The organism is Pseudomonas sp. BRM28 (assembly GCF_002939405.1).
Taxonomy (GTDB): Bacteria; Pseudomonadota; Gammaproteobacteria; order Pseudomonadales; family Pseudomonadaceae; genus Aquipseudomonas; species Aquipseudomonas palmensis.
This window is the reverse complement of record NZ_PEFV01000001.1, coordinates 598407-624980: the sequence shown is the minus strand read 5'-3', so window position 1 is coordinate 624980 and position 26574 is coordinate 598407. Positions and strand designations below refer to the sequence as shown.

General features: G+C 66.0%; 19 protein-coding genes. 5 read left to right on the top strand and 14 right to left on the bottom strand.

Annotation, left to right across the window (positions count from 1 at the left end; all coding sequences use genetic code 11):
• The first annotated feature begins 197 nt into the window (after positions 1 to 197).
• Entirely contained in the window at positions 198 to 1781 is a 1584-nt protein-coding gene (locus CR917_RS02915) for a peptide chain release factor 3 (protein WP_043862501.1), read from the top strand.
• A 55-nt stretch (positions 1782 to 1836) separates the two neighbouring features.
• On the opposite strand, the gene CR917_RS02910 is transcribed toward CR917_RS02915, so the two are convergent.
• The 14 genes from CR917_RS02910 to CR917_RS02845 form a co-directional block, all read right to left on the bottom strand.
• Positions 1837 to 6600, bottom strand: coding sequence for a dermonecrotic toxin domain-containing protein (locus tag CR917_RS02910; RefSeq protein WP_058541417.1), 4764 nt, complete (start codon positions 6598 to 6600; stop codon positions 1837 to 1839).
• A gap of 117 nt (positions 6601 to 6717) precedes the next feature.
• Complete coding sequence (locus CR917_RS02905; protein ID WP_054916396.1) at positions 6718 to 7797, bottom strand: polyamine ABC transporter substrate-binding protein; 1080 nt, start codon at positions 7795 to 7797, stop codon at positions 6718 to 6720.
• Between the two features lie 54 nt (positions 7798 to 7851).
• Positions 7852 to 8193, bottom strand: coding sequence for a cupin domain-containing protein (locus CR917_RS02900; RefSeq protein ID WP_043862498.1), 342 nt, complete (start codon positions 8191 to 8193; stop codon positions 7852 to 7854).
• Positions 8194 to 8218: 25 nt separating this feature from the next.
• A complete protein-coding gene (locus CR917_RS02895) occupies positions 8219 to 9625 on the bottom strand; it encodes an FAD-binding oxidoreductase (RefSeq protein WP_054916395.1) in 1407 nt (468 codons plus the stop codon).
• A 38-nt stretch (positions 9626 to 9663) separates the two neighbouring features.
• The gene (locus CR917_RS02890) at positions 9664 to 10497 is read right to left on the bottom strand and encodes a nuclear transport factor 2 family protein (RefSeq protein ID WP_043862496.1); all 834 of its coding nucleotides are present in this window, start codon (positions 10495 to 10497) and stop codon (positions 9664 to 9666) included.
• A gap of 130 nt (positions 10498 to 10627) precedes the next feature.
• Positions 10628 to 11596 carry a peptide ABC transporter ATP-binding protein gene (locus tag CR917_RS02885; RefSeq protein WP_043862495.1) on the bottom strand — a complete coding sequence of 323 codons (969 nt, stop codon included), beginning with the start codon at positions 11594 to 11596 and terminating at the stop codon, positions 10628 to 10630.
• Positions 11596 to 12564 (bottom strand): ABC transporter ATP-binding protein, encoded by a 969-nt coding sequence (locus CR917_RS02880; RefSeq protein ID WP_054916393.1) that lies wholly within the window; start codon positions 12562 to 12564, stop codon positions 11596 to 11598. Before CR917_RS02880 ends, CR917_RS02885 begins: the two co-directional genes overlap by 1 nt.
• A 10-nt stretch (positions 12565 to 12574) precedes the next feature.
• The gene (locus CR917_RS02875; RefSeq protein ID WP_078479966.1) at positions 12575 to 13504 is read right to left on the bottom strand and encodes an ABC transporter permease subunit; all 930 of its coding nucleotides are present in this window, start codon (positions 13502 to 13504) and stop codon (positions 12575 to 12577) included.
• A gap of 11 nt (positions 13505 to 13515) precedes the next feature.
• On the bottom strand, positions 13516 to 14526 hold the full coding sequence (locus CR917_RS02870) for an ABC transporter permease subunit (protein ID WP_043862492.1): 1011 nt from the start codon (positions 14524 to 14526) through the stop codon (positions 13516 to 13518).
• Positions 14527 to 14598: 72 nt separating this feature from the next.
• Positions 14599 to 16194, bottom strand: a complete 1596-nt coding sequence (locus tag CR917_RS02865; protein WP_104571868.1) for an ABC transporter substrate-binding protein — start codon at positions 16192 to 16194, stop codon at positions 14599 to 14601.
• A gap of 74 nt (positions 16195 to 16268) precedes the next feature.
• On the bottom strand, positions 16269 to 17666 hold the full coding sequence (locus CR917_RS02860) for an OprD family porin (protein ID WP_104571867.1): 1398 nt from the start codon (positions 17664 to 17666) through the stop codon (positions 16269 to 16271).
• Between the two features lie 72 nt (positions 17667 to 17738).
• On the bottom strand, positions 17739 to 19334 hold the full coding sequence (locus CR917_RS02855; protein ID WP_043862489.1) for an ABC transporter substrate-binding protein: 1596 nt from the start codon (positions 19332 to 19334) through the stop codon (positions 17739 to 17741).
• 237 nt (positions 19335 to 19571) lie between these two features.
• Positions 19572 to 21197: an ABC transporter substrate-binding protein gene (locus tag CR917_RS02850; RefSeq protein ID WP_104571866.1), complete on the bottom strand. Its 1626-nt coding sequence runs from the start codon at positions 21195 to 21197 to the stop codon at positions 19572 to 19574.
• 133 nt (positions 21198 to 21330) lie between these two features.
• Positions 21331 to 22044 (bottom strand): SIMPL domain-containing protein, encoded by a 714-nt coding sequence (locus CR917_RS02845; protein WP_043862487.1) that lies wholly within the window; start codon positions 22042 to 22044, stop codon positions 21331 to 21333.
• A 199-nt stretch (positions 22045 to 22243) separates the two neighbouring features.
• Between CR917_RS02845 and CR917_RS02840 the strand changes: the two genes are divergently transcribed.
• The 4 genes from CR917_RS02840 (at position 22244) to CR917_RS02825 (ending at position 26572) form a co-directional block, all read left to right on the top strand.
• Positions 22244 to 23500, top strand: a complete 1257-nt coding sequence (locus CR917_RS02840) for an ATP-binding protein (protein WP_054916388.1) — start codon at positions 22244 to 22246, stop codon at positions 23498 to 23500.
• The gene (locus CR917_RS02835; RefSeq protein ID WP_043862485.1) at positions 23500 to 24060 is read left to right on the top strand and encodes a response regulator transcription factor; all 561 of its coding nucleotides are present in this window, start codon (positions 23500 to 23502) and stop codon (positions 24058 to 24060) included. Before CR917_RS02840 ends, CR917_RS02835 begins: the two co-directional genes overlap by 1 nt.
• 146 nt (positions 24061 to 24206) lie before the next feature.
• Positions 24207 to 25148 (top strand): AEC family transporter, encoded by a 942-nt coding sequence (locus CR917_RS02830; RefSeq protein WP_054916387.1) that lies wholly within the window; start codon positions 24207 to 24209, stop codon positions 25146 to 25148.
• A gap of 50 nt (positions 25149 to 25198) precedes the next feature.
• A complete protein-coding gene (locus CR917_RS02825; protein ID WP_043862483.1) occupies positions 25199 to 26572 on the top strand; it encodes an amino acid permease in 1374 nt (457 codons plus the stop codon).
• Positions 26573 to 26574: the final 2 nt, after the last annotated feature.

The window sequence follows — 26574 nt, the reverse complement described above, 5'->3', positions numbered from 1 at the left end:
ATGAAACCCACCCTGACGAACGGTTGAAAACCGTATACGTAACATCTCGTAACAGGGCAGTGGACGTCTCCGCAGTCGCAAAGGTTCCCATCCGAAGCGGCATTTGGCCAGCGCAGATCGACCCAGTGGTTCAGTTAGGGGGTGAGTTTGGGCTATAATCGCCGCCCTTTTTTGAATCTCCAGTCAGGCGATTTCCCATGACCAACCAGGCCGCCGAAGTCGCGAAACGCCGCACCTTCGCCATTATTTCCCACCCCGATGCGGGTAAGACCACCATCACCGAGAAGCTGCTGCTGATGGGCAAGGCGATTGCCGTCGCCGGTACGGTGAAATCGCGAAAGTCCGACCGCCATGCCACCTCCGACTGGATGGAAATGGAAAAGCAGCGTGGCATCTCCATCACCACCTCGGTGATGCAGTTCCCGTATCGCGACCATATGGTCAACCTGCTCGATACCCCCGGCCACGAAGACTTCTCCGAAGACACCTACCGCACCCTGACCGCAGTGGACTCGGCGCTGATGGTGCTCGACGGCGGCAAGGGCGTAGAGCCACGTACCATCGCCCTGATGGACGTGTGCCGTCTGCGTGACACGCCCATCGTCAGCTTCATCAACAAACTCGACCGCGATATCCGCGACCCGATCGAGCTGCTCGACGAGATCGAGGCGGTTCTCAAGATCAAGGCCGCGCCGATCACCTGGCCGATCGGCTGCTACCGCGACTTCAAGGGCGTGTACCACCTGGCCGGTGACTACATCATCGTTTACACCCCGGGCCACGGCCACGAGCGTACCGAGGTGAAGATCATCGAGAAGCTCGACTCGGACGAAGCCCGCGCCCACCTGGGTGACGAGTACGAGCGCTTCATCGAGCAACTGGAACTGGTGCAGGGCGCCTGCCATGAGTTCGACCAGGACGAGTTCATCAACGGCCAGCTGACCCCGGTGTTCTTCGGTACCGCGCTGGGCAACTTCGGTGTCGACCATGTGCTCGACGCGGTGGTCGACTGGGCGCCACGTCCGCTGCCACGTGTGGCCCATGAGCGCACCGTGGAGCCGACCGAAGAGAAGTTCAGCGGCTTCGTGTTCAAGATCCAGGCGAACATGGACCCCAAGCACCGCGACCGCATCGCGTTCATGCGCATCTGCTCGGGCAAGTACGAGAAGGGCATGAAGATGCGCCACGTGCGCACCGGCAAGGACCTGCGCATCGGCGACGCACTGACGTTCTTCTCGTCCGAGCGCGAGCAGCTCGAAGAGGCGTTCGCCGGCGACATCATCGGCCTGCACAACCACGGCACCATCCAGATCGGCGACACCTTCACCGAGGGCGAGAGCCTGGGCTTCACCGGTATCCCGCACTTCGCCCCTGAGCTGTTCCGCCGCGTGCGCCTGAAAGACCCGCTCAAGTCCAAGCAGCTGCGCCAGGGCCTGCAGCAACTGGCCGAAGAGGGCGCCACCCAGGTGTTCTTCCCCGAGCGCAGCAACGACATCATCCTCGGCGCCGTGGGTGTGCTGCAGTTCGACGTGGTCGCCAGCCGCCTGAAGGAAGAGTACAAGGTCGAGTGCGGCTACGAGCCGATCACCGTGTGGTCGGCGCGCTGGATCAGCTGCGACGACAAGAAGAAACTCGAGGAATTCAGCAACAAGGCCGTGGAAAACCTGGCCATCGACGGTGGCGGTCACCTGACCTACCTGGCGCCGACCCGGGTCAACCTGGCGCTGATGGAAGAACGCTGGCCGGACGTGAAATTCCGCGCCACCCGCGAACACCACTGAGTTTTCGCACGCCCCCACGCCCGCGCAGCCCCCTGGCTGCGCGGGCGTTTTCGTTTCAGCCCCCCGCCGCCGGTGGGCGATGGCTTGCCTGGCCCAGGCGGTAGACCAGCAGGGTCAGCGAGTCGGCGTTCTTGAGCATGATTCGCGAGCGCACCACCGCATCGTCCAGAAAGCGCTGGCGCGCGACCGCCAGATCACGGGTGTCGGCGATCTTGAGGATCAGGCTCAGGCCCTTGTTGTCGTCACGGGTGATGTCGCGTCGGGTACCGTCGCGTGAGCGCACCACGAACAGGCGCCGGGCCGGTGAACGGTGAGAGAACGCCTCGTCGTGCTGGCGCCTGAGCCAATCCTGCTGCTCGCCGGGCATGAGCAGGTCGGCAAATGCCAGCGAGGCATCCAGGTAGCGCATGTCGCGTGTGTCATAGGCGATATGCGAGAACTCGTGCAGCAGGCAGTTGGCACGCGCAATGGCATCGGCTTCCTGCCAGGACAGCTCGGGCCTGAGCTGGAGCCTGCCCAGGTAGCTGACGTCGAAATAGGCGTCCAGCAGAAACAGTTGCCGGAGCGGGTCATGGGGCGAGGTGAAGGCGATGCCGGTGTAGTTGCCGATATTGCTGGCCAGGATGTAGCGCCTGGACGTGGCGACCGAATAGTCCTGCGAGGTCATCAGTTCGAAGAGTTTTTCCACCGGTTCACGTACGCGCTGCAGCAGCGCTTCGTCGGGTTCGACGCCGAAGAAATCGCTGAGGATCGTGCGGGTCTGTGCCGGCATGCGTTGCACCGGGCTGGCCTGCTGCAGGTTGTCCAGGCAGATGCCCAGGTAGTCGAGCGCCGTGCGGTGTGCCTGGCGCAGCATGCGCGCACGGGCCGGCATGAGTCGCTGGATCTGGCGCATGCCCACGGCCCGGATGACGATATCGTTGCCGGCCATCACCTGACGCGAGGCCCACCCGCCCAGCCTGCCGATGATGCCACCACTTAGCACGGGTATGGCCTGCTGCGGGTCGATCTGCCAGCGGCCGTTGCCTTCGCTGCGCAGGCGTGGCCCTGGTTCGTCGATGTCCGGCGCACTCAGGTGCCAGCGCTGGTCCAGCTGGCGAACGCCGTACACCTTGCCCTCCAGGCAGGCGAACTGCGTCTGGCCATCGACGTCGGTATAGATCTGCTCGCGGCTGGCCAGGCCATCGAGGGACTGCTGCGGCACTTCGTAAGCGGACAGCCGCTGGTGCGACGCCTGCCCCAGGCGCCGCCAGAATTCGCCTTCGTCGGCCGGCAGCGCGCCAGGGCCCTGTTCGCGCACGCCATGCCCGGCCAGCAGGCCCTGCACCAGGGTGCAGGTCAGTTCCGACAAGGCCTGCGCCCAGTCGCCCGAGGGGCGCTCGGCCAATTGCAGCAGCGACAGTTCGCCCTGCCACGCGGCCAGCAGCAGGCCGATGCGGCCGGGGATGAACAGGGTCAGTTGGCTCCAGAGCAGCCCGAGTACCTCTTTCAGGGTGGCCCAGCGGGCTTCGGCGGTACTCACCAGTTGCGTATGGGCCATGCCCTGCAGCAACGCTGCATTGGTCTCGAACAGGTACTGCAGGGCGTTGCCATGCACCGGGCGCCAGGCCAGGGTCACCGGCTGCTGGGCATACAGGGGCAGCTCGAAATCGAATTCGGCGCTGTAGGGCAGGTGGGCCTCGGTGAACCCACCGTGGTCGTAGCGCGGGCGCATCGTGTCGGGCATGCAGGCCAGTATCCGGGCCTGCAGGGCCGGCACGCTGCGAAGCTGCTGCAGCAGGTCGGCCGAACTGCTGAAGGCCTGGAACAGACCGCCGGCCTGGTACGGCGTGTACATCACAACGGGGCCGGGCGCGGGGCTGGCGTACATGAACAGGTACACCCCGGGCACGGTATCGGGGGGCAGGCCGCTGTCGGCGATCAGTTCCAGGGGCACCAGTTGTGCGGCGGGGGCTGGCAGCTGGTCACGGGCGGTGGCGTCGGGCTGCTCGACGACGGCGCGGATGCACTCGACGTCGGCTGCGCCCAGTTGCCCCTGGAGTCGGGCGCGCCACGCTGCCTCCAGCAGTTGCCCCGGCAACTGCCGGCAGAACAGCCGCAGGCGCCTGGGGTAGCTCGCATGGTCGCGGTCCAGTTGCTCGGCCAGCAGCTGGCGATAGCCTTGACCCAGGTCCAGTTCGCGCACCAGCGCCCGCAGGTAGGCGGCATCGATGCGCGCAGGCACGGTCATGTCGCCCTCGAGCGTGATTGCGGTGATGGCGTGGTCCCAGTCGCGGTAATGGTTGAGCGCGTAGTCGACCAGCGTCTGGCGATGCTGGATGCTGGCGGCCGCTTCGCCTGTGGGGACCTCGCCGGTGGGCGGCAACGCGGTGACCCAGCGCGTGGTGGTGATCAACAGCTGGTCGGCAGGGTAGCGGCCGGCCGCGAAGTCCTGGTCCAGGCGGGCCTGGACCCGTTGGCGGGCATAGTCGGTCACCGCCGGGATGTCGAACAGGTAGTCCTGTGATGACGGGCTTTGCAGCAGGTTGCGCCCCAGAACCTGCAGGTAGCCGTACTGTTCGGTGGGGGCGGCCTGCGCCAGCCAGTCAGGCAGATGGGCACGCAGGCGCCGGGCACTGGCCAGGCGCTGCAGACGCTGCAGGTAGCGCAGCGTGCCAGGCGTGTCGAGCGTGCTGCGCAGCAGGTCGGGCAGGTGCGCGGCAGGCAGGCCGCGCCGGGTGAGCCGGTCGAAGGCGCGCCGCGTTGCGGCCACGTCGTGTTCGGCCTGCCAGCTCTGCAGGTGGTGCGCAGGCGCGCCTGCCAGCGCCAGCCATTGAAAGCGTTGCGCGGCGGGGTAGCGCGCTGCGACGGCCTGCTCCAGCGCAAGGCGCGAGGTGAATGCGGCAAAGCCCTGGTCGAGGGTCCACAGCAGCCACAGATCGGGCTGTGCCTCGAGCGGCTGGCGGGTCAGCAGCAGGGCCTCGCTGCTGGGCGCCTGGTCCAGGGCCAGTTGCCAGGCCCAGGCCGGCGCTGCCGGCGAGGGCGCCGGAAACAGGGCGGCGTGAATCAGCGCACGTGCCGGGGCTGGCAGCAGGCTGTCGTGGTCGAGCAGGCGGTATTCGAGGGTCAGGGCCAGTTGCCACAGGTGCTTGAGGTACGTGCGTCGCTGCGCTTGATACTGCGTCAGGGCGCTCGTCAGTTGGCTGCCGGTGGCATCGGCGACCTGTGCGACAGCCTGTCGGGCCAGCGCCAGGTCGAGCGCAGGCAAGGCCACAGGCTGTTCGGCCACCACCGGGCCGCTGACCAGCCAGCGTTCATCCAGCGAGGTGCCGATACTGCCGAGCCGGTGCCACACCAGTTCGGCCAGGCTCAGCCACGTGCGCCCGGCGCCGGGCTGGCCCAGGCGTACCTGGGTCACTGGCGGGCCCTTGTCCAGCACTGCGGCTAGGGCCTGGTCGAGCCCTGCCGCAGTCAACGTCTCCAGGCCTGGTACCTCTTCGAACAGTGCCTGCGCGTGGCCGGTCAGTGCGCTCACCAGCCGGTTCAGTTCCTCCAGGCCAGCGCCGGCTGCCTGTGCCGACGCTTGCAGCCGGGCCAGGGTGGCCGGGCTGTTGTGGGCGTGGGGCGAGGTGCCCAGGCGCGCGAGTTCGCCGGCCAGTCGGCTGTCGAGGTCCAGCGCCTGGCGGCATGCCTGATAACCGTCCTGGCCGCTGTCAGGGCGCAGTTGTGTTTCGATGTCCTGTTGCTGGGCGCTCAGCACCTGGCCAACCCAGCTGTCCAGTGCAGGGGCGGCCAGCGGTTGCAGGTGCAGGGCGCTGATGCGCAAGGCGCCCAGTTGGCTCTGCCGCGATGGGCTGACCACCGGGCGCCAGCTGTCGCGCAACCGGGGGTCGGTCAGCGACGATAACAACGCCCGCTTGCTGGCATGGCGCTCCAGCCCGCGTGCAGCACACCAGGTGAACACCGGGCCGGCACGGGTGCCGAGCGTGAGCACGCCCTCCAGCAGTTGGCTGTGGCCTTGCGCGGTAGTGACGTTGAGGCTGAACGCCTGCAGGGGCGAGAGGGCCTCGGTGTCCAGCCATTGCAGCAGCGCTGCATGGTCGGTTTCGGCAAGGGCGCCGGCCCAGGCCTGGCGCGTGATCGCCTCGCGCACGCGCGCGCCCATCAGGCGGGCCAGTTGCCGGGCCGGCGTTTCGCTGCCGGCCTTGGCGGTATGCCAGTACCGGTGCAGTTGCCGTTGGCAGTCGCGTGCCGCCGCCAGGCGCTGCGGCGCCGCTGCAGCGGTAGCGGTGGTGGTGGCCAGGGCCTGCTCCCATAACGAGTCTGCTGGCGGCTGGCCCAGTACCTGCTGCTGCAGCTCGCCCAGCGCCTGGCCCTGGCGAGCGGCGATGGCCAGCATCAGGTACTCGAACACCTCGTCCTCCAGCCGTTCGACCTGAACATCCACGATGCCGCCCTGGCCTGCCAGCAGGCGATCCCTGGGGGCGATGTAGTGCAGCAGTACGTGCGGGTGGCCGCTGCTCAGCAGTTCAACAAGGTGGTGCTTGAGCTGGGTACGGTCTTCGAAGCGCAGCAGCCCCAGCAACGGGTGGTAGAAAAAAACACGGGGGTGCGTGCTGCGGCTCAGCAGCAGGCTGGCGGTCAGTTCGCTGGCGTGGGCGCTGGCGGTGATCGCGCTCAGGCGGTCGATTCGCGGCGCGTCGGGCCCTGGCGCCTGCAGCCAGCCTTGCAGCCAGCGATGCTCCTCGTCATCGAGGCTGTCTCGGGCCTGTGCCAGGTGATCGGCAAAGCGCTGGCGCAGCGCAACGCGGTGAAAGTACGGCAGGGTCTTCAAGGGCATGGTGTGTGCTCGGCAGTGGGTGGGCGCCGGGCAACGGGCGGGCTGCGCTGTTGCCCCGGCAAGGGCTTCAGGCTGCCGGGGCACACAGGCCGAGGGTGGTATCTATTGCAGGGTGGTTCAGTTGCCGGCCTTGATGCTGGTCCAGATGCGGGTGCGCAGGCGGTCGATCTTGGCCGGCATGGCCTGCAGGGCGAACAGCTTGCCGAGCATGGCATCGGTCGGGTAGATCATGCTGTTGGCCTTGAGCGCCGGGTCCACCAGGCGGTCGGCTGCCTGGTTGCCGTTGGCGTACTGCACATGGTTGCTGATGTCGGCCATCACCTCGGGCTGCAACAGGTAGTTCATGTAGGCATAGCCGGCCTTTTCGTCCGGGGCATCGGCGGGCATGGCGACCATGTCGAACCACATCGGCGCGCCTTCCCTGGGAATCTCATAGCCCACCTTCACCCCGTTTCTGGCCTCTTCTGCACGGTTTCTGGCCTGCAGCACGTCGCCGGAGAAGCCCACCACCACGCAGATATCGCCGTTGGCCAGGTCGCCGGTGTATTTGGAGGAGTGGAAGTAGCTGATGTACGGGCGCACCTTCATCAGCAGGGCCTTGGCCTTCTCGTAGTCGGCCGGGTCCTGGCTGTGGTGCGGCAGGCCCAGGTAGTTGAGCGCGATCGGCAGCAGTTCGGGGCCGTTGTCGAGGATCGCCACGCCGCAGCTCTTGAGCTTGCTGATGTTCTCTGGCTTGAAGATCAGGTCCCAGGAGTCCACCGGGGCATTCTCGCCCAGCGCCGCCTTGACCTTGTCGATGTTGTAGCCGATGCCGGTGCTGCCCCACAGGTAGGGGAAGCCGTAGCGGTTGCCCGGGTCGTTGACTTCCAGCGCCTTGAGCAGCACCGGGTTGAGGTTCTTCCAGTTGGGCAACTGGCGCTTGTCCAGCGCCTTGAGCGCCTTGCCCTGGATCTGCCGGGCCATGAAGTGGTTGGAGGGGAACACCACGTCGTAGCCCGAATTGCCGGTCATCAGCTTGCCGTCGAGGGTCTCGTTGCTGTCGAACACGTCATAGGTGGGCACGATGCCGCTGGCGGCCTGGAAGTTCTTCAGGGTGTCGGGGGCGATGTAGCTGGACCAGTTGTAGATTTTTACCGAGTCGGCCGCCTGGGCGATGGAGGCGGCCAGCAACAGCGGGGCGAAGAGCAATGGGCGCATGTCCGGATTCCTTGCTTGGTCTGTTTTTGTCGAAGGAGGCAGGCGATCAAAGGATCAGAAAATCAATACGTAGGTCTTGCGCACGGTCTCGTGGATATCCCAGATACCGGTGCTGTTGGCCGGCAACATCAGTGCGTCGCCGGCTTCTATGGTCAGCGGCTCGCCGCCATCGGGGGTGAAGGTGCAGCGGCCCTTGATGAAGTGGCAGAACTCCTGCTGCTCGATCTGGCGCCGCCAGCGGCCCGGGGTACATTCCCAGATGCCGGTTTCGACGCCGTCGTTGCGCTCCACGCAGGTCACCGAGGTGACCGCCACCGGCTCGCCCAGGGGCACGGCCACCGGGTTTGACTGTTCGAGAGCGACGCTATGGGTGTGCTTGAACTGGGTAATGCGCATGCCGGTGGTCCTGTGCAGGGGGAAGTCAGTGCATCAGGCTTTCCATGAAGTCCGCCACACCGCTGGCCAGGCGCCGGCGCCAGGGGGCGCTGGCCGGGTTGGCAAGGGTCTGGTCTTCGTGGACGAAGCTCTTGATGATCGCGTTGTAGCCGAGCCAGCGGCATGGCTCGGGCTCCCAGCGCGCCAGGCTGTTCAGGCGCGCCGCGGGGTGTACCCAGGGCTGGGCGGTGAGTGCGTTGCGTTGGCCCAGGATCAGCGCCGCCACGGTGCGCCCGCCCAGGTTGCTGGCGCCCACGCCTTCGCCGCCATAGCCACCGGCCAGGGCGATTCCCTGCTCGGCATCGCACAGCATGTGCGGGCGAAAGCGCCGCGCCATGCCCAGGTTGCCGCCCCAGGCGTGGGTGATGTCGACGTTCTTGAGCTGCGGAAACAGCTCGCCGAACAGGTAGCGGCGCAGGCCGATTTCGCTGTCGCTGAGGGTGAAGTCTTCGCGCAGGCGCCCGGCGAAGCGATAGCCGCCGCGGGCGCCGAACACCAGGCGGTTGTCGGCACTGCGCTGGCCGTAGGTGACCTGGCGGCTGTTTTCGCTGAAGGCCTGACCGGCGTTCAGCCCGATCTGCTCCCACACCTGCTCAGGCAGCGGCTCGGTGGCCACCAGCAGGCTCTGTACCGGCAACTGATAGCGACCCAGCGGCGGCAGCCCGACGGCATAGCCTTCCACCGCCGGCACCACCCACTGGCAGCGCACCTGTGCCTGGGCGGTGCGTACCTGCCCCTTGTGCCAGTCGATGACCGGGCTGTTCTCGTAGAGCTTCACCCCCAGACGCTCGACGGCCCGGGCCAGGCCGCGCACCAGTTTGGCCGGGTGCACGGTGGCCACGTTCGGCGTGTAGATCGCCCCATAGGGCTTGGCGATGCGCAGCTGCGCGGCCAGCTCGACCGGGCTCAGCCAGCGATACTCGGCCTCGTTCAGGCCCTGCCGGTAGAGCTTTTGCAGGTAACTGCGCAGGCTCGCTTCCTGCTCGGGGTAGCGCGCCGCGCAATAAAGGGCGCCGCCCTTGCGGTAGTCGCAGTGGATGCCTTCGCGCTCGAGTACCGTTTCCACTTCGTCGGGGATGCCGTGCAGCAGGTCATAGGCGTCGCGGCGCTGTTCGGGGGAGCAATCGGCCAGCAGGCGGTCTTCGCCCAGCAGGTTGCCCATCAGCCAGCCGCCGTTACGCCCCGAGGCGCCGAAGCCTGCGATGTTGGCCTCGACGATGGCGATGTTCAGGTGCGGTGCCTGGCGCTTGAGGTAGTAGGCGCTCCACAGGCCCGTGTAGCCGGCGCCGATGATGCATACATCCACGTCCAGGTCCTGGCGCAACGCCGGGCGCGCGATCAGCGGCTCGTCAAGCTGGTCCATCCAAAGGCTGATACTGCGCCATGCCTGCATTGTGTTCGGCTCCACATCCGTAACGGTGTGGGCCGATGCTAGGGCTGGGCGGGCGGATTGTCTTGCGTGCGTGTCCGCAGAGAAATCTGTTGCACGTAGGCCTTGGGCGACAGGCCGGTGTGCTGGCGAAAGCACTTGTAGAACGCCGACAGTGAATTGAAGCCGGCGGCGAAGGCCAGGTCATCGACCTTGGGCGCCGGGCCTGCGCGTTCCAGTTCAGCCAGCAGATGCTGCAGGCGGGCCTGGTTGACGTAGCGGTAGAAGCTCTGGCCCAGCACCTGGTTGAGCAGGTAGGAGATCTGGTTGCGGCTGTAGCCGCACTCGCGGGCGACCTGTTGCAGGTCCAGTTGCGGGTCCAGATAGGGCTGGCGACGGGTGAAGTAGTGCTGCAGGTCCTGGGCCATGAAGCTCAGCTGGCGCGGTGACAGGCCCAGGCGGCTGGTGGCCGGGCGCAGGCTGGGGTGGCCGGTGTGGCGTGAAGGCTCGCGCACCAGCGAGGCGTATTCGTTGACCTGCCAGATCAGGCCGTCGCGCACGGTGATGGCCTCGCTGGCACGAAACGCGGTGATGCCGTCGCCGCCGCGCAGCGTTACCTGGTACTGGATGAAGGCGGTGCAGCCGTCGGTGCGGATGCGGTCGCTGTGCACGATGTCCTCGCCGTCCTGGCGCGGCATGCTGGCGGCCACGTATTCGCGCAGCTCGGCCAGGTGCAGTACGCGGTTCTGGAAGAAGTCGTTGTACTGGATGTCGGGGTGATAGAGCGCCATCACGCCGTCGAGGTCGCGGTGTTTCCAGCACAGGTGGTAGCGCAGCACGGTGGCGGCGGTTTCGGCGGTGTGTTCGGGGCCGTCGGGGATCGGGTGTGCGGCCATGGGGCTGGCTCATTGGAGGTAGGAAAGCAGAATACCTGCAGGGCCCTATCGCGGGTCAAGCCCGCTCCCACAAGGACAGCAGTGATCCGTGTGGGAGCGGGCTTGACCCTCGATTGCTGGCGCAGCGGTTCTAGAGAAACTGCTCCGCATAGTGGCACGCCACCTGCCGTGTACCCACTGGCCGGAACGCCGGTTCTTCACTGGCACAGCGCTCGGTGGCATACGGGCAACGCTTGTGGAACGCGCACCCCGGCGGTGGGTTCAGCGGGTTGGGCAGCTCGCCCACGATCCTGATCTTTGGCTTGAGCGGGTCGGGGTGAATGGTCGGGGTCGCCGACAGCAGGGCCTGGGTGTAAGGGTGCAAAGGCCTGGCATAGATATCCTCCTTGGGCCCCATTTCCGCCGGGCGCCCCAGGTACATCACCAGCACCTGGTCGGCCACATGCCGTACCACCGCCAGGTTGTGCGAGATGAACACGTAGGCGGTGTTGAACTCCTTCTGCAAATCCATGAACAGATTCAGCACCTGCGCCTGGATCGACACGTCCAGCGCCGAGGTCGGCTCGTCCGCCACCAGCACCTTGGGTTGCAGCATCATGGCCCGCGCCAGGGCGATGCGCTGGCGCTGGCCACCGGAGAACATGTGCGGGTAGCGCTGGTAGTGCTCGGGCCGCAGGCCCACCTGCTGCATCATCGCCTGCACCTTCTCGCGGCGTTCGGCCCTGGACAGCCGGGTGTTGATCAGCAGCGGCTCGGCCAGTTGGTCACCGACCTTCTGGCGCGGGTTGAGCGAGGCATAGGGGCTCTGGAACACCATCTGCACATCGCGGCGCAGTTGCCGGCGCTGCTGCTTGCTGGCACCGGCCACCTCCTGCCCGGCGATCTGCAACGAGCCCGACGACGGTTCCTCGATCAGGGTCAGGGCGCGGGCCAGGGTCGACTTGCCGCAGCCGGATTCGCCGACCACGGCCAGGGTCTTGCCGGCCTCCAGTTCGAACGACACCCCATTGAGGGCGCGTACCAGGGCATGGCCTTTGAACAGGCCCAGGGACACTTCGTAATGACGGGTGAGGTCACGGGCGGTCAGTACGACGCTCATCACGCCACCTCCTGGTTGAGCGGGTAGAAGCAGCGGGCCAGGCTGTGGGCCTTGGGGTCCAGGCTCGGACGCTGCTGGCGGCAGTGGTCCTGCACGTAGGGGCAGCGCGGCGACAGCAGGCAGCCGTGGGGCCGGTCGTAGCGTCCGGGCACGATGCCGGGCAGGGTCGCCAGGCGCTCGGCGCCTTCGCTGTGCTCGGGGATCGCTGCCAGCAGGGCTTCGCTGTAGGGGTGCGCAGGCACCTCGAACAGCTCGGGCACCTGGCCGACTTCCACTGCCTGGCCGGCATACATCACGCACACGCGGCGGGCGGTTTCGGCCACCACGGCAAGGTCGTGGGTAATCAGGATCAGCGCCATGTCCTGCTCTTTCTGCAGGTTGAGCAGCAGCTCCATGATCTGCGCCTGAATGGTCACGTCCAGCGCCGTGGTGGGCTCGTCGGCGATCAGCAGCTTGGGTTCGCCGGCAATCGCCATGGCGATTGCCACGCGCTGGCTCATGCCGCCGGAGAGTTGATGGGGGTAGGCATCCAGGCGGCTTTCCGGGGCCGGGATCTCGACCTTCTTCAGCAGCTCCAGCGCACGCTGGCGCGCCGCCTTGCCGCGCAGCCCCAGGTGCTGGCGCAGCACCTCCTCGATCTGGAAACCCACGGTGTAGCTGGGGTTGAGTGCGGTCATGGGGTCCTGGAAGACCATCGCCATGTCCTTGCCGACCACCTTGCGCCGCTGCCGGCCGCTCAGGGTGAGCATGTCGCTGCCGTTGAAGGTCAAGGCGTCAGCGGTGATGCGCCCGGGGGCGTCGATCAGGCCCATCAGCGCCATCATGGTCACCGACTTGCCCGAGCCGGACTCGCCCACAATCGCCAGCACCTCGCCCTTTTCCACGTTCAGGTCGAGGCCGTCGACCACCGGTACCGCCGAGGCGTCGCCGAAGCGCACGCTCAGGTTCTTGATGTGTAGAAGTGACATGGGCTTCTCCTCAGGCGGCATTCTTGAGTTTCGGGTCCAGCGCATCGCGCAGCCCGTCGCCCATCAGGTTGATTGCCAGCACGCTGAGCAGGATGGTCAGGCCCGGCAGGCTGACCACCCACCAGGCGCGTTCGATGTAGTCGCGGGCCGAGGCCAGCATGGTGCCCCACTCCGGGGTCGGCGGTTGCACGCCCAGGCCCAGGAAGCCCAGCGCGGCGGCATCGAGAATCGCCGAACTGAAACTCAGGGTGGCCTGCACGATCAGCGGCGCCATGCAGTTGGGCAGCACGGTGACGAACATCAGGCGCGGCAGGCGTGCCCCGGCCAGGCGTGCGGCGGTGACGTAGTCGCGGTTCAGCTCGCCCATCACCGCGGCGCGGGTCAGGCGCACGTAGGCCGGCAGCGAGACGATGGCGATGGCGATCACGGTGTTGATCAGGCCAGGGCCCAGGATCGCCACGATGGCCACCGCCAGCAGCAGCGAGGGCAGCGCCAGCATCACGTCCATCAGGCGCATGATGGACGGGCCAAGCAGACGCGGGAAAAACCCGGCCAGCAGGCCCAGCAGCACGCCGGGGATCAGCGAGATCAGTACCGACGACAGGCCGATCAGCAGCGACAGGCGCGAACCCTGGATCAGCCGCGAGAGCAGGTCGCGGCCCAGCTCGTCGGTACCCAGCAGAAACTGCCACTGGCCGCCTTCGAGCCATACCGGCGGGGTCAGCAGGAAGTCGCGGTACTGCTCGCTGGGGTTGTGCGGCGCCACCCACGGGGCGAACAGCGCGCAGAACACGATCAGGCACATGAACAGCAGGCCGGCCACCGCGCCCTTGTTGCGTGAGAAGGCGTGCCAGAATTCCTTGTAGGGGGAGGGGTAGAGCAGGCTCTGGTCGAGCGGCGCGGCGTCGACGGCAGCGGTTTTTGCAAGCGGATTGGTCATGAGCGAAGGCCTCAGCGCTGATGTCGGATGCGTGGGTTGGCCAGGCCGTAGAGGATGTCCACGACGAAGTTGACCAGGATCACCAGGCAGGCAATCAACAGGATGCCGTTCTGTACCACGGGGTAGTCACGGGCGCCGATGGCTTCGATCAGCCATTTGCCGATGCCCGGCCAGGAAAAGATGGTTTCGGTAAGCACCGCGCCACCGAGCAACGTGCCGACCTGCAGGCCGACCACCGTAAGCACCGGGATCAGCGCGTTGCGCAGGCCGTGCACGAACACCACCCGTGCCGGCGACAGGCCCTTGGCCCGTGCGGTGCGGATGTAGTCCTCGCGCAGCACTTCGAGCATCGAGGAGCGGGTCATGCGTGCGATCACCGCCAGCGGGATGGTGCCGAGCACGATGGCCGGCAGGATCAGGTGCATCAACGCGTCCTTGAACGCGCCTTCCTCGTCGCTGAGCAGGGTGTCGATGAGCATGAAGCCGGTGGTCGGCTCGATGTCGTAGAGCAGGTCGATGCGCCCGGACACCGGCGTCCAGCCCAACCCGACCGAGAAGAACATGATCAGGATCAGGCCCCACCAGAAGATCGGCATCGAGTAGCCGGCCAGGGAGATGCCCATGACCCCGTGATCGAACAGCGAGCCGCGCTTGAGCGCGGCGATCACCCCGGCCAGCAGCCCGACGATGCCGGCGAACAGCAGCGCGGCCATGGCCAGTTCGAGGGTGGCGGGGAACAGCGCGAGAAACTCGTGCCACACGCTTTCGCGGGTACGCAGCGACTCGCCCAGGTCGCCCTGGGCCAGCTTGCCGACGTAGTCCAGGTACTGCTGCGCCAGCGGCTTGTTCAGGCCGAGCCGTTCCATGGCCTGGGCGTGCATCTCGGGGTCGACCCTGCGTTCGCCCATCATCACCTCCACCGGGTCACCGGGGATCAGGCGTATGAGCGCGAACGTGAGCAGGGTGATGCCGAAGAACGACGGGATCAACAGGCCCAGACGCCGTGCAATAAAACTAAACATCGTGTGGTGTACCTCATCAGCCTAAGGCATGCCTGCGAGCGCCCGGGGGCGGGCGCTGCAAGCGTTATCGTTCTACTTCACCCGCGTGTTGGCGAAGTTGTTGTTGGTCATCGGGTTGATGACGTAGCCCTCGACGTTCTCGCGCAGGGCGGTGAACACCTTCGGGTGGGCCATGTTGATCCACGGTTTGGCCTCATCGTACACCGCCAGTGCCTGGACATAGAGTGCGGCGCGTTGATCGGGGTCGGCGGTTTCGCGGGCGTGGTCGATCAGCACCTGGAATCGCGGGTTGCACCAGCGTGCGTAGTTTTCCCCATTCTTCGCTGCGGCGCAGCTGAGCAGCGGGGGCAGGAAGTTGTCCGGGTCGCCGTTGTCGCCCGCCCAGCCGGCCGACACCATGTCGGCTTCGCCGGCCTTGGCGCGGCGCAGCATCTCGGCCCATTCCATCACGCGGATGTCGACCTTCAGGCCGACCTGGGCGAGGTCGGCCTGAAGCATCTCGGCGCTCAGGCGCGGGTTGGGGTTGGTGGGCCCGCCGCCGTTGCGGGTGAACAGGGTGAGCACGGTGCCTTCGGGTACGCCGGCCTCCTTGAGCAGCGCGCGGGCCTGGTCCAGGTCGCGGGGCGGGTTGCGGTTCTGGCTGTTGTAGCCCATCAGGGTCGGCGGGTAGGGGTTCACCGCCAGCAGGGCGTTGCCCTTGCCGAACAGTTGCTCGACATGGTGTTCGCGGTCGAAGGCCAGGTTGATGGCGCGCCGTACGCGCACGTCGCTCAGGTACCTGTGCTCGGTGTTGAGCGAGATGTAGCCGGTGGTCAGGGCCTCCATTTCGGCCACCTTCAGGCGCGCGTCGGCCTTGATGCCGGGTATGTCGTCGGGCTTGGGGTACAGCGCCACCTGGCATTCGTTGGCGCGCAGCTTCTGCAGGCGCACGTTGTTGTCGGGGGTGATGGCGAAGATCAGCGCATCGCTCGGCGGCTTGCCGCGAAAGTAGTCCGGGTTGGGCCTGTAGCGCACCTGCGCGTCCTTGTTGTAGCGCTGGAAGATGAACGGGCCGGTGCCGACCGGCTTGCTGTTGAGTTCGGCGGTGGTGCCGGCCTTGAGCAACTGGTCGGCGTATTCGGCGGAATAGATCGAGGTGAAGGCCATGGCCAGGTCGCGCAGAAACGGTGCCTCGGGGCGGGTCAGGTGAAACGCCACGGTGTGCGGGTCGAGCTTTTCCACCGACTTGAGCAGGTGCTGGAAACCCATGCTCTCGAAATAGGGGAAGCCGATGCTGGTCTTGTCGTGCCAGGGGTGGGCGGGGTCGAGCTGGCGCTGGAAGCTCCACAGCACGTCGTCGGCGTTCAGGTCGCGGGTGGGGGTGAAGTAGTCGGTGGTGTGGAACCTGACCCCGCTGCGCAGGTGAAAGGTGTAGGTCAGGCCGTCGGGGCTGACCTCCCAGCGTTCGGCCAGGGCCGGATGCACCTCGGTGGTGCCGGGCTTGAAGTCCACCAGGCGGTTGAACAGGGTTTCTGCGGCGGCATCGGCGGTGACGGCCGTGGTGTACTGCACGATGTCGAAGCCCTCGGGGCTGGCCTCGGTGCACACCACCAGGGGCTTGGCCATCAGCGGGGCTGCGGCGCTCAACAGGATGGCTGCAAGGGCAGCCTGTAGGGTTGATTGTTTCATGACACTTCCCTGCATTCGATTAAACCAGCGTAGCCATCGCGGCCGATTCGGCGAATCGGCCGCGACCTGCCGCCCTAGAGGATGTTGAACGGAATGGTTGTGACCACGCGCACCTCGTTCAGGCTCCCGTCACCCTGCAATTTGCTGGCGCGGTGGGTGGTGTAGGTGGCGCGCACGGTGGTGTCCTTGAACGCGCCGCCTTGTACGGCATAGCTGGTGCCGATGCCCCATTCGTCGTGGTGCTCGCCGTCGAGGTTCTTCACGTCGTAGCCACCGCCCTTGTAATGGGTGCCGTCGATGCCCCAGCCGCGGGCGTTGTACAGGTTGAACTTGAGGCCGGGCACGGCGAAGGGGGCCATGTTCAGCACGTAGCCGATCTGCAGTGATTTCTCGTTGGGGCCGTTGAAATCCGACAGCAGCGAGTTGGCCAGGAAGATCGCGTTGGTGTCGTGCAGGTAGTCGAAGTACTCGTTGCCGTTGACCTGCTGGTAGGCGACCGACACGGTGTGCGCCTGGTGGGTCAGGGCCAGCGACAGGCTGAAGGTGTCGTTGTCGATGGCGCCCAGCTTGCTCTGGCCGGCGTCGCGGGTCTTGTAGTAGTTGAGCCCGGTGTTCAGGCCCAGCACCGCGTTGTCGCCCAGCAGGTGGTTGGCGCCGAAGTAGTACTGGTTCCACAGGTCCTCGACCTTGGACACGTAGAGGCTGGTGCTCAGGCTCTGCAGCGGCTGGTAGTTGACCCCGGCCATGCTGACCCGGTCGGTGAACTGGCGGGAATCGCCATACTCGGAGCGAAACTTGCTCTGGCCCTGTTCGGTACGCATCGACACGCGGTCGAAGGTGCCCAGGTCGAAGCTCAGGTTGTCGAACTCGGCGCTGTGCAGGCTCACGCCCTGGAAGCTGGAGGGCAGTGCGCGGTTGCCGATGTAGGCGATCACCGGGGTGTCGATGGACTGGCGGCCGGCGGTGAGGGTGGTGTTGGACACCCGGGCCTTGAGGTTGGCCAGGCCGACCTTGCTCCACTGGTCGAGCACCTCGCCGTCGCCGTGGGTGAGGGTGCGGTTGTTCGGCCCGGCCACGCTGGCGCGGCCGCGCTGCAGGGCCACCGCGTTGTACAGCGCCACTTCGGTGCTCAGGCCCACGGTGCCCTCGGTGAAGCCGGAGGTGTAGTTGAGGAGGGTGCCCTGGACCCAGTTGTCGCGGCTGCTGGTGGGGTGGCGGCTGCCGTCGCGCTTGCTGTACGACCACAGTGGCCCGCGGGTGGCGTGCTCGTGGGCGTACCAGTTGCGGGTCGAGCCGGACAGGCGCTGGCCGTCGATAAAGCCGCTGGCCTGGGCCTGGTCGGAGGTGGTGCGCAGGGTAAGCGCAACGAAATCCTGGCTGACGGGCTCGGCCTGGGCCAGCGCGCTCAGGCCGCCAAGGGCCAGGGCAAGTGCTGCGTGTCGGGTAGGTCTCAAGGTGATGCTCCTTTGCATGTTTTTATTAGCCGCCGGGCCTCGTGAGCCCGGCGGGTGCGGCGGTGAACCTTGGGAGGGGGCGGGCAGAGGTCAGTCGACGCTGACGCCCGAAAAACTGTTGCGCCCGAACGGGCTGACCTTGAAGTCCTGTACCCGGACGCTCAGCGGTTGATGCACGGTGGAGTGGGCGACCGGGGTGATCGGCACCTGCTGCTTCATGCGCTGCTGGGCCTGCTGGTACAGCGCGGTGCGCGCGGCGGGGTCGGTGATGCGCTTGGCCTGCTGCACCAGGGCGTCGTATTCGGGGTCGCACCACATCGACACGTTGTTGCTGCCGATGGCACCGCAGCTGTAGAGGGTGCCCATCCAGTTGTCGGGGTCGCCGTTGTCACCGGTCCAGCCCAGCAGCATCACGTCGTGCTCGCCGTTCTTGGTGCGCTTGATGTACTCGCCCCATTCGTAGCTGACGATCTTCACGTCCAGGCCGACCTTGCCCCAGTCGGCCTGGAGCATCTCGGCCATCAGCTTGGCGTTGGGGTTGTAGGGGCGTTGCACCGGCATGGCCCACAGGGTGATGGGCGTGCCGGGCTTGACCCCGGCGGCCGCCAGCAGGGCGCGGGCCTTGTCGGGGTCGTAGCCGGCATCGCGGATGCTCGGGTCGTAGGACCACTGGGTGGGCGGCATGAAGTTCACGGCCAGTTGGCCGGCATCCTGGTACACCGCCTTGACGATGGCCGCCTTGTTCACCGCCATGTCCATGGCCTGGCGCACCTGCAGCTGGTCGAACGGCGGGTGCTGCACGTTGTAGGCGATGTAGCCCAGGTTGAAGCCGGGCTGGTCGAGCATGTTGATCTTCGGGTCGGCGGCCAGGGCCTTGAGGTCGGCGGGGCGCGGGTTGACGGTGACCTGGCATTCCCCCTTGCGCAGCTTCTGCACCCGCACCGAGGCGTCGGTGTTGATCGAGAAGATCAGCTGGTCGAGCCTGACCTGTTGCGGGTCCCAGTAGTCGGGGTTGGCCCGGTAGCGGATCTGCGCATCCTTCTGGTAGCGCTGGAACACGAAGGGGCCGGTGCCGATCGGCTTCTGGTCGAAGTCGCTGAGGCGCCCGCTGGCCATCAGCTGGGTGGCGTATTCGGCAGAGACGATCGAGGCAAAGCCCATGGCCAGGTTCTGGATGAAGGCGGCGTCGACGCTGTTGAGGGTGAAGACCACCGTGTAGGGGTCACGCTTTTCGACCCGGGCGATGTTCTTGTCCAGGTCCATGCTGACGAAGTAGGGGAACTCGGCCGGGTAGGCCACGCGAAACGGGTGCTGCGGGTCGAGCATGCGCTGGAAGGTGAGCAGCACGTCGTCGGCGTTGAAGTCGCGGGTGGGGGTGAAGTCCTTGTTGGCGTGGAACTTCACGCCCTGGCGCAGGCGGAAGGTATAGGTCAGGCCGTCATCGGAAACGTCCCAGCCGGTCGCCAGCGAGGGGATGACGCGGGTGGCGCCGCGTTCGAATTCCACCAGGCCGTTGTACAGCGGCTCGGCGGCGTCGTTTTCGATGGAGGTGGTGTACTGGGCGATATCGAAGCCGCCCGGGCTGCCCTCGGAGCAGAACACCAGGTTGCCCTTGGCCAGGGCTGTCGGGCCATAGGCCAGTGCCCCCAGGCCCAGCAGTGCGGCGAAAACCGGAGAAATACGCATGCGGTCCCATTCCTTTGTTGTTGTACGAGGCGTGGGGGGCGCGGCGACAGCAGGGTGCCAGCACCACCACGCGCTCCACGGTAGGGACGCAGGCGGCGGGCGTGCAGGTAAGGAAGTGGGTGTGAGGCGTGGGAAAAATCTTGGTGTGGTGTCGTAATTTTCAAGCAGGTATCAGTGCCCCGCGTGCACCGATGAGCTCGGCGCCCGCAGGGACAGGCTAAACATCGCGTTGGGTGTCTATTGGCTGACGCTTACGCCGTAGAAGGCATTCAGGCCGAAGGGGCTGATCTTGAAGTCCTGCACGGTCTTGCGCATCGGCTGGTACACCGTGGAATGGGCGATCGGGGTGATCGGCACCTGCGCCTTGATGATGTGCTGCGCCTGCTTGTACAGCTCGGTGCGTCGGGCCTGGTCGGGGGTGGCCTTGGCCTGCTTGATCAGCGCGTCGTAGGCGGGGTCGCACCATTTGGAGAAGTTGTTGCCGTTCACCGCGTCGCAGCCGTAGAGGGTGCCCAGCCAGTTGTCCGGGTCGCCGTTGTCGCCGCTCCAGCCGATCAGCATGGCGCCGTTCTCACCGGCCTTGGCGCGCTTCATGTATTCGCCCCACTCGTAGCTGACGATGCTGGCCTTGATGCCGATCTTCGCCCAGTCGGCCTGGATCATCTCGGCCATGAGCCGGGCGTTGGGGTTGTAGGGGCGTTGCACCGGCATGGCCCACAGGGTGATCTCGGTGCCCTCCCTGACCCCGGCCTCCTGCACCAGCGCCTTGGCTTTGGCCGGGTCGTAGGGCACGTCCTTGATGGTGTCGTCGTAGCTCCACTGGGTGGGCGGCATGGCATTGACCGCCAGCTGCCCCGCGCCCTGGTACACCGCGTCGATGATCTGCTGCTTGTTCACCGCCATGTCCAGGGCCTGGCGCACTTTGAGCTGGGCCATGGGGTTGGGCGCGGTGGTGCCCTTGATCGGGTCGGTCACGTTGTAGGCGATGTAGCCCAGGTTGAAGCCGGCCTGGTGCGGCAGGTTCAGGTTGGGGGCCGCTTCCAGCGACTTGAGGTCGGCCGGGCGCGGGAACAGCGTGATCTGGCATTCGTTCTTCTTGAGCTTCTGCATGCGCACCGACGGGTCGGTGGTGATGGCGAAGATCAGGTTGTCGATCTTCACGTCCTGCGGTTGCCAGTAGGCCTTGTTGCCCTTGAAGCGGATCTGCGCGTCTTTCTGGTACTTGGCGAACACGAAGGGGCCGGTGCCGATCGGCTTCTGGTTGATGTCGGCAGGCTTGCCCTGCTTGAGCAGTTGCTCGGCGTATTCGGCGGACTGGATCGAGGCGAAGCTCATGGCCATGTTCTGGATGAACGCGGCGTCCACGCTGGCCAGGGTGAACCTGACCGTGTGTTCGTCGAGCTTTTCGAGCTTGACGATGTTCTTGTCCATGCCCATGTCGGTGAAGTAGGGGAACTCGGTGGGGTAGGCCTTGCGAAACGGCAGGTTCCTGTCGAGCATGCGGTTGAAGGTGAACAGCACGTCATCGGCGTTGAAGGGGCGGCTGGGCTTGAAGTAGTCGGTGCTGTGGAACTGCACGCCTTCGCGCAGGTGGAAGGTGTAGCTCAGGCCGTCGTCGCTGATGTCCCAGCGTGTGGCAAGCCCGGGGATCACCGCCGTACCGCCGCGTTCGAACTGGCTGAGGCGGTTGAAGACGGTCTCGGCCGAGGCGTCGAAGTCGGTACTGGTGGTGTACTGGCCCGGGTCGAAGCCCGCCGGGCTGCCCTCGGAGCAGAACACCAGGTTGCTGGCGGCATGGGCCAGCGGTGCGCCGGCCAGCAGGCCTGCGCCGAGCAGGTAGGGAAGGACCGCGTGTTTGAGCATTGTTGGCCTCATCGATGTCATTGGTGCGCCGGGCGGCCAGTGGGGCCGCTCGGCGGGCAGGGAGGCTGGCCTGTTGACCAGCGCGACCCTCAAACCATAGCTGACAGCGATGCAGGCGTTGCCCGCAGGTGAATCAGGGCATCAGCACTTCGATGGTGCCGTCTGCGCTGAGGCTGACCTGGCTGGTACCGGCTTCGATTTCCGGGCTTGGCGCGGCTTCGGCGTCCATGCTGGCCTTCATCATCATGGCCCCGCGGGCGTAGGGGTGCGGGTAGCCGCTGCTGTTGAGGTTCAGGTTGACCACCTTGTAGCCCTTGCCGCCGAGGGCTTCGGTGGTCAGCTGGGCGCGGGCCTTGAAGGCGTCGATGGCATCCTTGAGCAGGGCGTCTTCGCTGCTCTTGCGGGTGGCCGGGGCGATGGCGAAATCCATCCCGCCCATCTTCAGGTCCTGCAGCAGCTCGCCGGTGAGCTTGGACAGCGCCGGGAAGTTCGCGCTTTCCAGGCGCAGCTCGGCACGTTCGCGCCAGCCGGTGATCTTCTGGTTCTTGTTGTCGTAGATCGGGTAGCTGTTGCGGCTGTCCTGGCTGAGCTTGACGTCCTTGACCGCACGGGCCTTTTCCAGCGCCTTGTTCATGCTGGTGGTGATCTCGTTGGCCAGCTTGGCCGGGTCGGTGTTCTGCGCCTCGGTGTACAGGGTCACGACCATCAGGTCGCGGGCGACTTCCTTGCTGGCTTCGGCGCGCAGTGAAACCTGGTTGTAGCGAGGCTCGTCGGCCAGTGCCGCAAAGCTGGCAAACAGGCCGGTCGCGAGGACGAGGGTGGTACTGGCGCGAGACACAGTGTGCATGGGCAACTCCTTGAAATTGAGGCGTGGCGGCGGTCGATCCCGACCACGCAGACCCCATCAGACTCGCACAAACCGACGAGGTTCAAAAAGCCATCATCGAAGCCGGTGTGCCTGTGGCGCTTTGCCGCATTGCTGCAGCGCGGGGTGCAGCTTGGGTATACTCGCCACGATTCACCTGGAGCACTCATCAGGAGAGCTCATGCTCGCCCCCGTACTCATGCTGTCTGCCACACGTCAGAACCTCTGGCGCCTGACCTTCATCCGCACCCTGGTGCTGGCCGCCCAGGCCGGTTCGGTGGCGGTCGCCTACTGGACCGAACTGCTGCCACTGCCGTGGCTGGCGCTGAGCATCACCCTGGGGTTCTCCATGGTGCTGTGCGTGCTCACGGCCATCCGGCTGCGCACCTCGCTGCCGGTCACCGAGCTGGAGTATGCGGTGCAGCTGGCCTGCGACCTGCTGATCCACAGTGCGCTGCTGTATTTTTCCGGGGGCTCGACCAACCCCTTCGTGTCCTATTACCTGGTGCCCCTGGCGATTGCCGCGGTGACGCTGCCATGGCTGTATTCGCTGATTCTGTCGGGCATTGCGCTGGTGGCCTACACCCTGCTGCTGGTGCAGTACTTCCCGCTCGAAACTTTCCCCATGGCCCGCGAGAAGATGCAGATCTACGGCATGTGGCTGAGTTTTGCCCTGGCCGCCGGGGTGATCACCTTCTTTGCCGCCAAGATGGCCGAAGAGCTGCGTCGCCAGCAGCAGTTCCAGGCCCAGCGCCGCGAGGAAGGCCTGCGCGACCAGCAACTGCTGGCCGTGGCCACCCAGGCCGCCGGTGCCGCCCATGAGCTGGGCACGCCGCTGGCGACCATGAGCGTGCTGATCAACGAGATGCGCCAGGACCACACCGACCCGCTGCTGCAGGAAGACCTGGAGACGCTGCAGGAGCAGGTCAAGCAGTGCAAGCACACCTTGCAGAACCTGGTGCGCGCCGCCGAGGCCAACCGGCGCATGGCGGTGCAAGAGCAGGAGGCGAGCTTCTGGCTGGACGAGGCGCTCAACCGCTGGCACCTGATGCGCCCCGAGGCCAGCTATCGCTTCCAGCGCCTGGGCCAGGGTACGGTGCCGCGCCTGGCGCCGCCGCCGGACCTGACCCAGGCCCTGCTGAACCTGTTGAACAATGCAGCCGATGCCTGCCCCAATGACCTGGAGGTGTACCTGGACTGGGACGCCGAGGACATCGTGATCAGCATTCGCGACCATGGCCCCGGCGTGCCGGTGGCGATCGCCGAGCAGATCGGCAAACCCTTCTTTACCACCAAGGGCAAGGGCTTCGGCCTGGGCCTGTTCTTGAGCAAGGCCAGCGTGACCCGTGCTGGCGGCTCGGTAAAACTCTATAGTCATGAGGAAGGCGGTACGCTCACCGAGCTGCGCCTGCCGCGTGACGCGCGAGGAGACGTGTGATGAGTGATGAAATTCAGGCTGAAGGCGAAGAGCTGCCGCACCTGCTGCTGGTGGATGACGACGCCACGTTTACCCGGGTGATGGCCCGGGCCATGAGCCGGCGCGGGTTTCGCGTGAGCACGGCGGGTTCTGCCGAAGAGGGCCTGCAGATTGCCCAGCAGGACGTGCCGGACTACGCCACGCTGGACCTGAAGATGGAGGGCGACTCCGGGCTGGTGCTGCTGCCCAAGCTGCTGGAACTGGACCCGGAGATGCGCGTGGTGATCCTCACCGGCTATTCGAGCATTGCCACCGCGGTGGAGGCGATCAAGCGCGGCGCCTGCAATTACCTGTGCAAGCCGGCCGATGCCGACGACGTGCTGGCGGCGCTGGCGTCCGAGCACGCCGACCTGGACACGCTGGTACCGGAAAACCCGATGTCGGTGGACCGCCTGCAGTGGGAGCACATCCAGCGTGTGCTGACCGAGCATGAGGGCAATATCTCGGCCACGGCGCGGGCGCTGGGCATGCACCGGCGTACCCTGCAGCGCAAATTGCAGAAGCGCCCGGTTCGGCGCTGAACCTCAGGGCCTCTTCGCCGGCAAGGCCGGCTCCTACGTGGTCGGTGTGAACCTGATGGCGCCGGCACTGGCGCCGAAGGGGCTGCATGGCAGCCCCAAGGTTGACGTATGATTAGCTCCCTAACGACGCCGACGGGACCACCTGCATGCTCGCCCTTTTTCTCCAGACCCTGAACATCACCGCGCCGGTGTTCGCGATGATGTTCATGGGCGTGCTGCTGCGCCGTATCAACGCCATCAACGACAGCTTCATCCAGACCGCCTCGGCCCTGGTGTTCAACGTGAGCATGCCGGCGCTGCTGTTTCTGGGCATCTACCACGCCGATCTCGAGGCGGCGGTCCAACCCTCGCTGCTGCTCTACTTCACTGTCGCCACCCTGGGCAGCTTCGGCCTGGCCTGGCTGATCGCGATCTGGCGCTGCCCCCGTGAAGATCGCGGCATCTACGCCCAGGGCGGCTTTCGCGGCAACAATGCGGTCATCGGCCTGGCGCTGGCCGGGAGCATGTACGGCGATCATGGCATCTCCATCGGCGCGGTGCTGGCCGGGCTGGTGATCCTGCTCTACAACTCGCTGTCGGCCGTGGTGCTGGCGGTGTACAGCCCGACCATCAAGTCCGACCCCTGGAGCATCCTCAAGAGCATCCTGCGCAACCCGCTGATCATCAGTGTGCTGGTGGCCGGCGTGCTGGCGTATGCCAAGGTGGGGCTGCCCAACTGGCTGCTGACCTCCGGTGACTACCTGGCGCAGATGACCCTGCCGCTGGCGCTGATCTGCATCGGCGGCACGCTGTCGATGGCCTCGTTGCACGCCAGCGGGCGCATGGCGCTGAGTGCCAGCCTGGTAAAGATGGTGTGGCTGCCGCTGCTGGCCACCTTCGGCGCCTGGCTGTGCGGCTTTCGCGGCGCGGAGCTGGGGGTGCTGTTCCTGTACATCGCCAGCCCCACCGCCGCGTCCAGCTACGTGATGGCGCGCGCGGCCAACGGCAATCACCAGCTGGCCGCCTCGATCATCGTGATTACCACGCTGATGGCCGCAGTTACGACGAATATCGGCATATTTATCTTGCAGTGGGGCGGCTGGATCTAGATCCTGTCGCCCACACTCAAAATAACGGCCTCCCTGCCTGAGGACACTTCATGCAAGACCAGATCACGCCCGAGCGTTTGCATCGCGGCCTGAAGAACCGTCACATCCAGTTGATCGCGCTGGGCGGCGCCATCGGCACCGGGTTGTTCCTGGGCATCGCCCAGACCATCCAGATGGCAGGCCCTGCCGTGCTGCTGGGCTACGCCATCGCCGGCCTGATGGCCTTTTTCATCATGCGCCAGCTGGGTGAGATGGTGGTCGAGGAACCGGTGGCGGGCAGCTTCAGCCACTTTGCGCACCGCTACTGGAACGAGTTCGCCGGCTTCGTCTCGGGCTGGAACTACTGGGTGGTCTATGTGCTGGTGGGCATGGCCGAACTGACGGCGGTGGGTATCTACGTGCAGTACTGGTGGCCGGACTTCCCCACCTGGGCCACTGCAGCGATCTTCTTCGTGGCGATCAACCTGATCAACCTCACCCAGGTCAAGGTGTACGGCGAGCTGGAATTCTGGTTCGCGCTGGTCAAGGTGATCGCCATCGTCAGCATGATCGGCTTCGGCGCCTGGCTGCTGGCCAGCGGCAGCGGCGGGCCGGATGCCAGCGTGGCCAACCTGTGGCAGTACGGCGGGTTCTTCCCCAATGGCATCACCGGGCTGGTGATGGCGATGGCGGTGATCATGTTCTCCTTCGGCGGGCTGGAGCTGGTCGGCATCACCGCGGCCGAGGCGGACAACCCGCGCTACAGCATTCCACGCGCGACCAACCAGGTGGTGTACCGCATCCTGATCTTCTACATCGGCGCACTGGCGGTGCTGCTGTCGCTGTACCCCTGGCAGAAGGTGGTGCAGGGCGGCAGCCCGTTCGTGATGATCTTCCACAACCTGGACAGCAACCTGGTGGCCACCATTCTCAACGTGGTGGTGCTGACTGCCGCGCTGTCGGTGTACAACAGCTGCGTGTACTGCAATAGCCGCATGCTGTTCGGCCTGGCCAGCCAGGGTGATGCGCCGCGCGCACTGCTCAAGATCAACCGTCGTGGCGTGCCGCTGGCGGCGCTGGGCGTATCGGCGGTGGCCACCGGCCTGTGCGTGCTGATCAACTACCTGATGCCGGGCGAAGCCTTCGGCCTGCTGATGGCGCTGGCGGTGTCGGCACTGGTGATCAACTGGGCGAGCATCAGCATCACCCACCTGAAGTTTCGCAAGGCCAAGATCGCTGCCGGCGAGTCGACTTTCTACAAGAGCTGGGGGCACCCGGTCACCAACTACCTGTGCCTGGCGTTCATCGTGCTGATTCTGGTGGTGATGTACCTGACCCCGCCGATCCGCATCTCGGTACTGCTGATTCCGGCCTGGATCGCCACCCTGGGCGTGGCGTTCTGGCTCAAGAAGAAGGGGCAGAAGGCCGCCGCCGTCGCCGGCTGACG

What these genes read in the sequence shown, in the direction of transcription:
- CR917_RS02915 (WP_043862501.1), top strand. Translation starts at nt 198, where the DNA reads ATGACCAACCAGGCCGCCGAAGTCGCGAAACGCCGCACCTTCGCCATT.
- CR917_RS02910 (WP_058541417.1), bottom strand. Translation starts at nt 6,600, where the DNA reads ATGCCCTTGAAGACCCTGCCGTACTTTCACCGCGTTGCGCTGCGCCAG.
- CR917_RS02905 (WP_054916396.1), bottom strand. Translation starts at nt 7,797, where the DNA reads ATGCGCCCATTGCTCTTCGCCCCGCTGTTGCTGGCCGCCTCCATCGCC.
- CR917_RS02900 (WP_043862498.1), bottom strand. Translation starts at nt 8,193, where the DNA reads ATGCGCATTACCCAGTTCAAGCACACCCATAGCGTCGCTCTCGAACAG.
- CR917_RS02895 (WP_054916395.1), bottom strand. Translation starts at nt 9,625, where the DNA reads ATGCAGGCATGGCGCAGTATCAGCCTTTGGATGGACCAGCTTGACGAG.
- CR917_RS02890 (WP_043862496.1), bottom strand. Translation starts at nt 10,497, where the DNA reads ATGGCCGCACACCCGATCCCCGACGGCCCCGAACACACCGCCGAAACC.
- CR917_RS02885 (WP_043862495.1), bottom strand. Translation starts at nt 11,596, where the DNA reads ATGAGCGTCGTACTGACCGCCCGTGACCTCACCCGTCATTACGAAGTG.
- CR917_RS02880 (WP_054916393.1), bottom strand. Translation starts at nt 12,564, where the DNA reads ATGTCACTTCTACACATCAAGAACCTGAGCGTGCGCTTCGGCGACGCC.
- CR917_RS02875 (WP_078479966.1), bottom strand. Translation starts at nt 13,504, where the DNA reads ATGACCAATCCGCTTGCAAAAACCGCTGCCGTCGACGCCGCGCCGCTC.
- CR917_RS02870 (WP_043862492.1), bottom strand. Translation starts at nt 14,526, where the DNA reads ATGTTTAGTTTTATTGCACGGCGTCTGGGCCTGTTGATCCCGTCGTTC.
- CR917_RS02865 (WP_104571868.1), bottom strand. Translation starts at nt 16,194, where the DNA reads ATGAAACAATCAACCCTACAGGCTGCCCTTGCAGCCATCCTGTTGAGC.
- CR917_RS02860 (WP_104571867.1), bottom strand. Translation starts at nt 17,666, where the DNA reads ATGCAAAGGAGCATCACCTTGAGACCTACCCGACACGCAGCACTTGCC.
- CR917_RS02855 (WP_043862489.1), bottom strand. Translation starts at nt 19,334, where the DNA reads ATGCGTATTTCTCCGGTTTTCGCCGCACTGCTGGGCCTGGGGGCACTG.
- CR917_RS02850 (WP_104571866.1), bottom strand. Translation starts at nt 21,197, where the DNA reads ATGCTCAAACACGCGGTCCTTCCCTACCTGCTCGGCGCAGGCCTGCTG.
- CR917_RS02845 (WP_043862487.1), bottom strand. Translation starts at nt 22,044, where the DNA reads ATGCACACTGTGTCTCGCGCCAGTACCACCCTCGTCCTCGCGACCGGC.
- CR917_RS02840 (WP_054916388.1), top strand. Translation starts at nt 22,244, where the DNA reads ATGCTCGCCCCCGTACTCATGCTGTCTGCCACACGTCAGAACCTCTGG.
- CR917_RS02835 (WP_043862485.1), top strand. Translation starts at nt 23,500, where the DNA reads ATGAGTGATGAAATTCAGGCTGAAGGCGAAGAGCTGCCGCACCTGCTG.
- CR917_RS02830 (WP_054916387.1), top strand. Translation starts at nt 24,207, where the DNA reads ATGCTCGCCCTTTTTCTCCAGACCCTGAACATCACCGCGCCGGTGTTC.
- CR917_RS02825 (WP_043862483.1), top strand. Translation starts at nt 25,199, where the DNA reads ATGCAAGACCAGATCACGCCCGAGCGTTTGCATCGCGGCCTGAAGAAC.